Source organism: Nocardia asiatica NBRC 100129 (assembly GCF_000308415.1).
Classification (GTDB): Bacteria; Actinomycetota; Actinomycetes; order Mycobacteriales; family Mycobacteriaceae; genus Nocardia; species Nocardia asiatica.
In genome coordinates this window covers 1-9,704 of the sequence record NZ_BAFS01000400.1, presented here as the reverse complement: position 1 = coordinate 9,704, position 9,704 = coordinate 1, and the positions used below count along the sequence as shown (strand labels likewise).

Genomic DNA, 9,704 nt, shown 5'->3' with positions numbered 1-9,704 from the left:
GTAGCGACGCGCCTGTACCTCGCCCTGCTAAACGACAACTGATACGTAGACTTCCCTCCGCACCGCGCTCTGTGCGAGTTGTTGCCGAATTTCGCCATACAGGATCAAGAGCGCCCCGGCGGCGCTTCGCGCCGCCGCCGCGCTGCGACACGCAGCGCGGCTGATGGGGCGTCGCTCGCGGCGCGTCGAGCGCGTCGGCGACACTCGGCCGCCGGGGCGCACCGGAGTTCCTGTCTGGTCACTTTCTGCATCAACCGAAGCAGTGCTGGGCACGCCGAGAGCCGTACCCGACTTACCTCCCGCAGCCGAGCACGAATCGGCCGGCACTCTGCCCGGTCCACCGGCTGTGGTCCCGCCGAGGTCCCCGAATTGCACGAACGAGGTCACCACATCCAGCCGACAGGGCTCGCCGGTCACCCAGTTCCTCACCAGCCGTGGCGGACTGACTGATCCGAGGGCTATCACGCCACCAGCGGGCATCAAGAGCGCCTACGGCGTCACTACGTGATGGCTGGCGCCACTCTTGACACCCGCCGGAGCCGTGATCGAGACGCCCTCAGCCAGACCACCCCAACCGGAGAGGAACCCGAACGATGATCACCAAGCCCGACACCTGCCAGCTCCGCGGATGCGACAACCCCGCCGCCGTCCCGTTCACCTCCCAGTACGGCCCGCAGGACCAGGTCATCTGGCGCTGCACCCCGTGCGACACCCAGCACCGCCGCAACGCCGAGATCCTCGACAGCTACCCGTACTGACCCGGAGGGGGCTTCGGCCCCCTTCACCCGATTGCCGAACTACTGAGCGTCCTTCGGCCGCTTGGCCCTGCTGTGTGGTGGCCTGCATTGTGTTCACGCGCCCCTCCAGCGTCAAGAGCGCCTACGGCGTCACTACGTGATGGCTATCGCCACTCTTGACCCCGGAGCCTCTACGCGCGAAAGGCAGGCCGATAAGGGGCAGGCGCAGCCAGCCCGCCATTATGCGCAACCCACCACACAGCAGGCCAACTGCTGGGCACGCAATGCAAGGCGATGCCGAGCCTTCCCCTCAGTAGATCGCATCAAAGTCCGGCGATGTTCGGCTGTTGTGTTCCTCGACAAACCGAAGAACACTACCCCACCAGCTCTCGCGACGATCGCCGTGCGACAGCGCGAGAACGACACTGCCTGGCAGGAGTTGTTCGTCCGTGATGCCGCTCAATGCGACTGCCTCGATGAAGGCCACCTCGCGTTCAGTCGAAGCAGCCTGACCTTCTTCCCACGCCTTCAGGTCGGCGATTGCCGAATAGTCAGCCAAAGCGTCTACAGGTGGTTGCACTGTCTGGAGAACTACGGGAAGGAGCGTCAGGAAGATGTTGTCGAGATCCTTACCGCCGACCGTCTCCAGGTAGTACAGCGTGACGCCAACCGGTGTCAGCAACGGGAACATCCACTGTTCTCGCTCGACCAACGCCGTCAGCATCCCAGTCGCGCGCGCGAGGAACTCTGCCGATTGCCCGGACCTAGTCGGCAACGGTCCCAGGTTGATGGCGAGACCGTAGCGCAGCAGGTCATGCAAGTCATCAGCCGTCGCCCTAAAACCCACGGACTTCCGATACCGCTCATCGGCGTAGTGGAGGACAACCGACGACGAATACTGGTCGGTGACCTCAAGTTTCGCGGCCTGGTAGCTCAACAGCCGCCTCACCCTGTTGCGGAGGGCGTTGTCACGAGCAGTTTCGACGTCGGGCGCATACGACCACCAGAGATCCTCATCGATGTCTTCATTTGGATCGACAGAGAGACTCATCCGGTCGTTGGCGTACTCGATCGTCCAACGAGCGTCAAGATCATACGCACGGCGTAACCCTGCCCGTACCTGTGTCGCGGTCTGGGCGTCTACCGCTATCCGCGGTTCGCGTGCGCTCCTATCACAACGCGCGAACAGCATCTTCACCTGCCGGTCGTCGTTGTACACGATCGGAGCACCGGTCGCGCCGCCAAGCTCGTCTAGCAGCCGCTTGCATAGTTTGTCGATGCGAGGACTGTTCGGGTTCGTGGTCCAGAAGTAGATGTCCAGCGCTATATGGGCACGCGGACGTGGCCACCGCCCGCCGTACTTACCGTTCATTCGGTGCCACGTGGTTGCATCTTGAAGCATGAGGTCACGGGACTCTCTCGCGGCGGCCTTACCCTTGGCCTGCTTCGACTTTGGCTCCTGAGCAAGCCACAGTCGCAACGTAGAGATGGACCTACTGAAGTCTTTGTGCCGCAACCCGGCTTCAGTCGTCCAGTACGAGCCGTCATACATGGCTACCAGCGAACCTCGAACCGACGACCTGAGCAAGAGATCCGATGACACCGCAGTGACACAACTACCGGACACACTGCCGGACAGCGACGTACCAAACCGACAAGAGACGAGACCACCGCGACCGGCCCGAAATCCCGAAATCCGGCCCGTACCTGCCTCCGGAGCAGAAGGCCGCAGGTTCGAATCCTGCCGAGGGCACGCGACGAGAACGACCCCTGACCGATCAAAGGTCAGGGGTCGTTCTCGTTCACGGCCTCCTAAGCCGTGGGTGGCGAGGATGTCAGCTGCTGCCGAACAGGCCGCGCGGAACGAGATTGTGGAACAGACGCCACAGCGGATCATTGCCGCGGCCGCGATCGTGATCCCCCGGCCAATCCTTGTCGCGGTCGCTACCGTGGAAGCCAGGACGGTCGTCCCAACCGCGATGGTCGATTTCGGTGGCGACAGCGACGGACGTCGCCGAGTCGGCCGCGGCCGGAATCGCCGAGATCGTCAAGGGCGCAGCAACGATCGCGCCGGCGACGACCGCGCGGACGAGTATCCGGCGCGGACTGGTGAATTTGGTTGCCGAGAACAACGGCAGATCCTTTCTAGCGACAATGCACGCATTCACCTGCTCTGATATCCCGCGGGCGACCGGAGCAGGCCGGAGAACGACAGCGCCGACAGGCGGGTGTACGGTCCCCGGCCCATATCGGCCGTACGCGCCACGTTGTTACAGATTCGGCAGCGTTCCGGGCGAGAATGTCTCGGGAGGCGCGGGTTGAAGGTTATCGAGGAATCGCGGCATTCTCCCGGGCACGAATGATCGCGGGTGGCATACCACGGAGAGATCTGCTCGGCGTTTGCCACAGCCATGTGCCACTCGCCGGGTCATCCAGCAGGCAGGACGCGGCGGGCACATGCCTGCCTCTCGGTAGGAGCGTGACGAAGCATTGGCTGATGGTGGAGCCCAAGGTAGGCCCTTGCGGCGCTGGGTCGTGGCGGGAATCGCGGCGATCGTCGTGGGGCTGGGCGTCGTGGCGGCGACCTGGCTCGTCGGGGAGCGGCCGCCGTTCGATCCGAATGCGGTGCCGGGCACGCAAGTCGTCTGGGTGACAGCGCCGAGCGGGGCCGCCCGGGGGACGTTGGAACTATGGGAACGGAACCGGTTTCGACGGTGGGAGCGCACGCTGGCGGTGCCCGCCTGGGTGGGCACGGCCGGTATTTCCCCGGAGGCCAGGGAAGGGGCCACGTATACGCCGGAAGGCACGTTCGCGCTGACCGAAGGCTTCGGCCGGTTGCCCGCCGATGACACGAAACTTCCGTACCTGCCGGTGGACCCCTCGAATACCTGGTGGTGGGTGTCCGACACCGAAAGCCCGCTGTACAACCAGAAATACCGATGCGCGGAAAGCGATTGCCCGTTCGACACCACCCGCAGCGAGAACCTCGGGCGCACCGACCCGCAATACAACTACGCGTTGGTCATCGACTACAACCGCTTTCCGGTCGTGTCGAATCGAGGCTCGGCGTTCTTCGTGCACGCCGAGGCCGGCAAGCCGACCGCTGGCTGCGTCGCGGTCGCCGCCGAGGTCGTGCGCACACTGCTGAGCACACTGGAGCCGTCGCGGAAGCCGGTGATCGGCATGTACGCGACCTGACTCGCCGGAACGGGCCGCGCACGCGGACGATGAGCGAGTGGCGAGGCGCGAAAGGGCCCCCGAGAAGTCGGGAGCCCTTCAGCTCGAATGGTCAGGTGCCGTGAGCGGCTCGACGGCTACGGCAGGCTTTCTGTGGGTTTGTCGGCGGCCGCCAGTACGCCGGCCTTGGTGAGGTAGGTGAAGGCAGGGGCGGTCAGTCCGGGCTCGAGGAAGTAGAAGTGCGCCTTGGTGACGGAGCCGTTCTCGGTGGCGTCGCACAGGGCGTGCAGGGCGGTCGGGTCGACGGTGCGGGCGGTGAGCTTGCCTGCTTCGTAATCCATCTCTACCCATTTCGCGTGGATGGCGGCACTCATGACGCTGCCGGTGAAGCCCTCTCGGTCGGAGGCGGCGCTGAGGCCGAGCTCGAGGCCGTCGTCGAGTTCGGTCGGCGTGTGCTGCCAGCGGCCGAATTCCCACCAGCGCACGAAGCTGACCGGGCCTTCCGCGCCGCCGGGCAGCTTCGTCGTCGGTTCCACCGAGCGGACCCAGGCGGGGGCAGCGGCCAGCGGATCATAGGAGGTCCCGGTGACCTCGTTGTCCTCGTCCCTCCCGAATAGCAGCGCGCGGTCACCGGGATATCTGACCAGCGAGTACCAATTCCCCGCCCCGTCGTCGTTGATCAGCCGGCCGCCTTCCACTCTGGCCGTCTGCCCGATCTCCTGTCCGCTCGCGACCCGATCGGCGTGGGTCGCGGAGGTGATCACGTCCAAGACGGTCACGCGCGCCCACAGCACCTCGGGATGCGGCAACTGAAATCCCATGCCGGGCAAGGTATCACCGGCCCCCTACCGCGACAACCGGGCAGCAATCGGCCGGACAACCCGCTCGCTCGGCGCCGCACGCGGCGGCTATCGGCTCGCTATGGGCGCTCACAGGGATCTCCGAAATCCGGACAAGAAAGGCAAACTCGAGGCTACATACTCGATCGCGACATATGAGGCATTTCGCCCTCCGCTCGCACACGACTTCACAAGAACACGGGCAACTCGTCGGAAATGCCGGGCGCACGACGCACCGCCTGAAGGCAACCGCCGCGTAACCCGACCGGTGCGGCCTATGGTTCCGGCGCGGCGGACTGCCGCGGACGCAGCGCATAAGCGGGGACCAACTGGTCGCGCACGTGCAGGTCCGGGCGGCCGTCGGCGAACTGGATGCTGTAGGTCACCCGCCCCATCCAGTCCCCGTCGACCGTGGGCAACCAGTGCGTCAGGGTTCCGGGACGCTCGCCGCGCATGATGACGCCCGCGCCGTTCACATGCCGCGGCAGCCCCGGGTCACGGACCAGGACCGCGTCCAGCCGTACCCAGACCGGCCGCGGCGGGTAGGTGAGCGTCCGGTAGTAGTGGCCGGTCCTGCTCGGATAGACCAGCTCTGGTTCCGTGCCCTCGGTTCGCGGCGTTTCATCGCTAGTCGAACCCATGTTCGAATGTTAGCCGGACATATGCGGCAAGCACCAGGCAACCCCGCCGCGAATCGGGCGGCATGACGACGACCACAAAGCTCTGGTCACCGCAGTGCGTGGCGTTCTAATATGGTCATTCTAGAACGGTCATACTATAAGGAGCCAGTCATGTCGGCGAAATACGAGGTCGTCAAGGGTTTCTACGCGGCGACGCAGACGGGAGACGGCCCGGCGATCCTGGCGCTGCTGCACCCGGAGTTCGAGGCTCGAACCGCTCCGGGGATGCCCTGCGGGGCCGGAGGCGCCTTCCACGGCCCGCTCGCGGCGATGTCGCGCATCTGGGGCGCGGTAGCCCGCGATTTCGATACCGCCCCGTACGACGAGACCTGGCAGGAGACCACCGACGGCACCGTCGTGGTGACAGGTCGCTACCGGGGCGCGGCGCGCGGCACCGGCCGCGAGTACGAGGCCGAATTCGTGCATCTGTGGGAGGTGGACGAGGAGGGCCGGATCACGCGGCTGCACCAGTACACCGACACCGCACGCTGGCACGCCGCGTTGACCGCCTGACCAGGCACGGCCCGCAGCACGTCCATCGCGCGAACACGCCACACACGCCCTTCGCCGTACGCGGTCATCGCGCCGACAGGCGGACGCGCGGACCGTTCGCCATAGGTCACGGCTGACTCGCGAACGGTTCCGTCCGGTTTGGTTTCCGGTTGCCCGGGCACGCCCTTGCCGTAGCGATGCAGGCACCGGGGGTAGACACCGGAGGACGACATGGCTTACCCGCCGGGCGGGCAACCGCCGGACGAGCGACCGCACTACCCACAACAGCCGTCCCCCGGCTCTGTGCCGCCCGGACAAGGCCCGCCACCGCCGGGGCCGGGTAATCCGCCACCCGGCTACCCGCCACCCGGCTACCCACCGACCAATCACCCCCCGCAGCCGCCGAAGCAGAGCCACACCGGCTTGATCGTCGGCTTGGTGGTGATCGTCGCCTTGGTGATCGCGGGCGCGGTGATCGCGGGCGTGTTCTTGACCTCGCAGGGCCGAGGTCCGCTCGCCTCGGACGAGAAGCGGATCGAGCTGGCGATCCGCGACTTCTACGAGACCCTCGACACGCGTGGCTTCCGCGCGGCGGCCGAACAGGCGTGCGCGAGCGAGCGCGCCGCGTTCGAGGCGATGACCGAGAGCGAGAAGAACGAATTCGACACCACCTCCGTTTCGGTCACGATCGATAGGATCGAGGACATCCTGGTCGCCGGGGACACCGCGACCGCGAAGGTCACCGGAACACTCACCGTCGCGGTACCCGGCGAGCAGCCCGATACCGAAACCAGCACGACCGAGCATCTGAAGAAGGAAGACGGCAAGTGGAAGGTCTGCTCTGCGGAGGGCACGCGCTGATCGCATGCACGCAGGCATGAATTGCTGCGGTCCGAACCGCAGAACCGTTCTCGGAGCCCTCGGACTCGCCGCACTGCTGACCCTTCCCGGGCGAACGAACGCTCGGGCCCAGCCGAATTCCGCGGTCGCCACCGATCTGGAAGTCGTGACGGTCACCGACACCTCGGTGATCCTCACCTGGACCACGCTCGCGCCCGGCCCGGCCGGTCGGCTGATCCCCGTCGAGGCGGACACCCAGGTGCGGATCGGTCCCGCCGACTCCACGCGCGGACCGGTACCGGCGTTCGCCGACGACCGCCGCACCCCGTTCCACTACGCCGAGATCGATGGGCTCGAACCGGGCCGGGCCTACCGTTTCGAAGCCTGGTCGGGGGGCCTGCGCGCCACGCCCGCGCTGTCGCTCACCACCTCCGACCCCGCCGCACCGGAAGCCCGCGGCGAGTTCACCACGCTGGTCCCGCCGCCCGGCCGCAGGCTGCGCACGCTGGCGCTGGCCAACGACGTGCACTACGGCGAGCAGATCAGCGGCCTGATCGCAGGCGACCTGCCACCCGGCTTCCGGCAGGCCCCGGGCCTCGCGCCCTACCCCGAGGTGATGCTGGACGCGGTGCTGGAGGACTTGCGCCGCCCCGACCGCGGGGCCGAACCCCTGCTGCTCGCCGGTGACCTCACCGCCGAAGCCTCCGAGCACGACACCCGCACGGTGCGTGCCCGCCTCGACGCGTGGGGAACGCTCGGCCAGGACTACCTGGCCGTGCGGGGCAATCACGACCGGCCGCACGTCGGCGCCGAATACGCCGCTTGCGCTCCCGCCTCCGCCGATCACCGCGACTGCTGGGCCGAGGTCTTCTCCGCGCGGCAGCAGCTGGTCGAACACGAGATCGGTAGCCTGCGGCTACTGGGCTTGGACACCAGCAGGCTCGACGGCGCGGGTGGGTCCATCGAACGGCCGCAGTTCGATCATCTCGCCGAACGCCTGCGCGCCGATCCCGACCGGCCGACGCTGCTGTTCGGCCACCACCCCGTCACAGCCGAGGCCGGGCTGACCAACCTCGCCGGACCGGGATTCGTCCTCGACGGACGCGACAGCGGCGAACTGCAGGCCCTCTACACCCGCTGCCCGGGCGTCTTCCTGCAGCACAGCGGCCACACTCATCGCAACCGCCGTACCAGGCCGGACGCGTCGTGCGCGGTGGAGTTCCTGGAAGTGGCCGCGGTCAAGGAGTATCCGGGCGGCTACAGCCTGCTGCGCGTCTACGAAGGCGGCTACATGGTCAATTTCTACAAGACCCGCACCGAGCAAGCGCGGCGCTGGAGCGCGCTGACCCGCGGCGAGTATTTCGGGCTGCTCCCCGATTACGCGCTCGGCACCTGCGCCGACCGCAATCACGTTGTGCTGCGCGACTTCTCGGGGCTGCGCTAGCGAGCCCGCGCGTTCGCCACATCCGGGAACGTTTACGCACGTCGAACGCGGTATCTTGTTAGGCAAGCCTCAACACACATACGAGGGACGCGGTCGGAAGGACGAGGATGAAGCCGGTCAGATGGAAGACGATCGCCGCCGGATTGGCCGTCGCGATGACGGCGCTCGGCAGCACGGCTTGCTCCAATTCTTCCGACGACGCCGACGAGATCACCGTCTACAACGCGCAGCACGAATCGCTCACCAAAGAGTGGGCCAGCGCGTTCACCAAGGAAACCGGCATCAAGGTGACGTTGCGCCAGGGCGGCGACACGGCGCTGGGCAACCAGCTGGTCGCCGAGGGCGCGGCCTCGCCCGCCGACGTGTTCCTCACCGAGAACTCACCCGCCATGGCGCTGGTGGAGAACGCGGGCCTGTTCGCCGACGTGGACGCCGCGACCCTCGAGCAGGTGCCCGCGCAGTTCCGGCCGTCCACCGGCAAGTGGACCGGCGTCGCCGCGCGCGCAACGGTTTTCGTCTACAACAAGGGCAAATTCCAGCCGGGACAGCTGCCCGCCTCGCTGCTCGATCTGGCGCAGCCGCAATGGAAGGGCCGCTGGGGCGCTGGTGTGTCCGGCGCCGACTTCCAGGCCATCGTGGCGGCGCTGCTCGCGCTGAAGGGTGAGGACGTCACCCGCGCCTGGTTGAAGGGCATGAAGGACAACGCGACGCCCTTCCCGAACAACGTCGCGACCATGAAGGCAGTCGATTCCGGCAGCCCGGACGGCGGCGTCATCTACCACTACTACTGGTATCGCGACCAGGCGAAGACGAAGGAGAGCAGCGCCGACACCGGCCTGCACTACTTCAAGAACCAGGATCCAGGGGCATTCGTCAGCATCTCCGGCGGCGGCGTGCTGAAGTCGAGCAAGAAGCAGGAATCGGCGCAGCGGTTCCTGGCCTTCATCGTCGGCAAGGCCGGGCAAGAGGTGCTGCGCGACGGCACGTCGCTGGAATACCCGGTCGCCGCCGGTGTGGCCGCGAACCCGGCGCTGCCGCCGCTGGCCGACCTGCAGGCCCCGGCCGTCGACCCGTCGAAGCTGGATTCGAAGAAGGTCACCCAGCTGATGACCGAAGCGGGTCTGCTGTAGTCGTGGCGCCGCGGACCGTTGGCGCGGCAGCCCGGGTCGGCAGGCCGGGACCGGTCGTGACGATCATCGCGCTGCTGCTGGTGGCGGCGACATTCGTGCCGCTCGGATACATCGTGTCGACGGTCTTCTCCACCGGCCTCGATCAGGCGGCCGAGTTGGTGTTCCGGCCCAGAGTGGGTGAGCTGCTGGGCAATACGGCCGCACTGGTGGTGTGCACAGTGCCGATCTGCGTGGCGCTAGGCGTGGGGCTGGCCTGGGTTGTCGAACGCACGGACGTTCCGGGGAAGGTCTGGTGGGGCCCGGTTTTCGCGGCGCCGCTCGCGGTACCCGCGTTCGTCAACAGCTATGCCTGGGTCAGCGTCTTC

At 66.9% G+C, this 9,704-nt stretch carries 10 protein-coding genes and 1 pseudogene; 7 read left to right on the top strand and 4 right to left on the bottom strand.

Annotated elements, in window-relative coordinates; translation table 11 throughout:
- The first annotated feature begins 593 nt into the window (after positions 1-593).
- Positions 594-758 carry a hypothetical protein gene (locus tag ON27_RS43300; protein WP_157227422.1) on the top strand — a complete coding sequence of 55 codons (165 nt, stop codon included), beginning with the start codon at positions 594-596 and terminating at the stop codon, positions 756-758.
- A 289-nt stretch (positions 759-1,047) separates the two neighbouring features.
- Here ON27_RS43300 and ON27_RS30275 read toward each other — a convergent pair whose 3' ends face one another.
- Together ON27_RS30275 and ON27_RS30270 are read right to left on the bottom strand one after the other, a co-directional pair.
- The gene (locus tag ON27_RS30275) at positions 1,048-2,109 is read right to left on the bottom strand and encodes a hypothetical protein (RefSeq protein WP_157227421.1); all 1,062 of its coding nucleotides are present in this window, start codon (positions 2,107-2,109) and stop codon (positions 1,048-1,050) included.
- A 463-nt stretch (positions 2,110-2,572) separates the two neighbouring features.
- Entirely contained in the window at positions 2,573-2,905 is a 333-nt protein-coding gene (locus ON27_RS30270; protein ID WP_157227420.1) for a hypothetical protein, read from the bottom strand.
- A gap of 352 nt (positions 2,906-3,257) precedes the next feature.
- Here ON27_RS30270 and ON27_RS30265 point away from each other — a divergent pair, with 352 nt between their 5' ends.
- Entirely contained in the window at positions 3,258-3,935 is a 678-nt protein-coding gene (locus ON27_RS30265; RefSeq protein ID WP_043735368.1) for a L,D-transpeptidase family protein, read from the top strand.
- Between the two features lie 116 nt (positions 3,936-4,051).
- On the opposite strand, the gene ON27_RS30260 is transcribed toward ON27_RS30265, so the two are convergent.
- A complete protein-coding gene (locus tag ON27_RS30260) occupies positions 4,052-4,735 on the bottom strand; it encodes a hypothetical protein (protein ID WP_043735366.1) in 684 nt (227 codons plus the stop codon).
- Between the two features lie 293 nt (positions 4,736-5,028).
- The gene (locus tag ON27_RS30255; RefSeq protein WP_043735363.1) at positions 5,029-5,394 is read right to left on the bottom strand and encodes a hypothetical protein; all 366 of its coding nucleotides are present in this window, start codon (positions 5,392-5,394) and stop codon (positions 5,029-5,031) included.
- Between the two features lie 150 nt (positions 5,395-5,544).
- On the opposite strand from ON27_RS30255, the gene ON27_RS30250 reads away from it, so the two are divergent.
- From ON27_RS30250 to ON27_RS30230, 5 genes and pseudogenes are all read left to right on the top strand, one after another.
- Positions 5,545-5,946, top strand: a complete 402-nt coding sequence (locus ON27_RS30250) for a nuclear transport factor 2 family protein (protein WP_043735360.1) — start codon at positions 5,545-5,547, stop codon at positions 5,944-5,946.
- A 210-nt stretch (positions 5,947-6,156) separates the two neighbouring features.
- On the top strand, positions 6,157-6,786 hold the full coding sequence (locus ON27_RS30245; RefSeq protein ID WP_043735356.1) for an Rv0361 family membrane protein: 630 nt from the start codon (positions 6,157-6,159) through the stop codon (positions 6,784-6,786).
- A gap of 4 nt (positions 6,787-6,790) precedes the next feature.
- Entirely contained in the window at positions 6,791-8,209 is a 1,419-nt protein-coding gene (locus ON27_RS30240) for a metallophosphoesterase (RefSeq protein ID WP_245560348.1), read from the top strand.
- 107 nt (positions 8,210-8,316) lie between these two features.
- Positions 8,317-9,339: an iron ABC transporter substrate-binding protein gene (locus ON27_RS30235; protein WP_043735352.1), complete on the top strand. Its 1,023-nt coding sequence runs from the start codon at positions 8,317-8,319 to the stop codon at positions 9,337-9,339.
- A 2-nt stretch (positions 9,340-9,341) separates the two neighbouring features.
- Positions 9,342-9,704: pseudogene (locus ON27_RS30230) on the top strand (iron ABC transporter permease); the annotation flags it as partial.

Excerpts from the sequence above, each read along its gene's own strand:
- ON27_RS43300 (WP_157227422.1), top strand. The coding sequence starts at position 594 with ATGATCACCAAGCCCGACACCTGCCAGCTCCGCGGATGCGACAACCCC.
- ON27_RS30275 (WP_157227421.1), bottom strand. The coding sequence starts at position 2,109 with ATGAACGGTAAGTACGGCGGGCGGTGGCCACGTCCGCGTGCCCATATA.
- ON27_RS30260 (WP_043735366.1), bottom strand. The coding sequence starts at position 4,735 with ATGGGATTTCAGTTGCCGCATCCCGAGGTGCTGTGGGCGCGCGTGACC.
- ON27_RS30255 (WP_043735363.1), bottom strand. The coding sequence starts at position 5,394 with ATGGGTTCGACTAGCGATGAAACGCCGCGAACCGAGGGCACGGAACCA.
- ON27_RS30250 (WP_043735360.1), top strand. The coding sequence starts at position 5,545 with ATGTCGGCGAAATACGAGGTCGTCAAGGGTTTCTACGCGGCGACGCAG.
- ON27_RS30245 (WP_043735356.1), top strand. The coding sequence starts at position 6,157 with ATGGCTTACCCGCCGGGCGGGCAACCGCCGGACGAGCGACCGCACTAC.
- ON27_RS30240 (WP_245560348.1), top strand. The coding sequence starts at position 6,791 with ATGCACGCAGGCATGAATTGCTGCGGTCCGAACCGCAGAACCGTTCTC.
- ON27_RS30235 (WP_043735352.1), top strand. The coding sequence starts at position 8,317 with ATGAAGCCGGTCAGATGGAAGACGATCGCCGCCGGATTGGCCGTCGCG.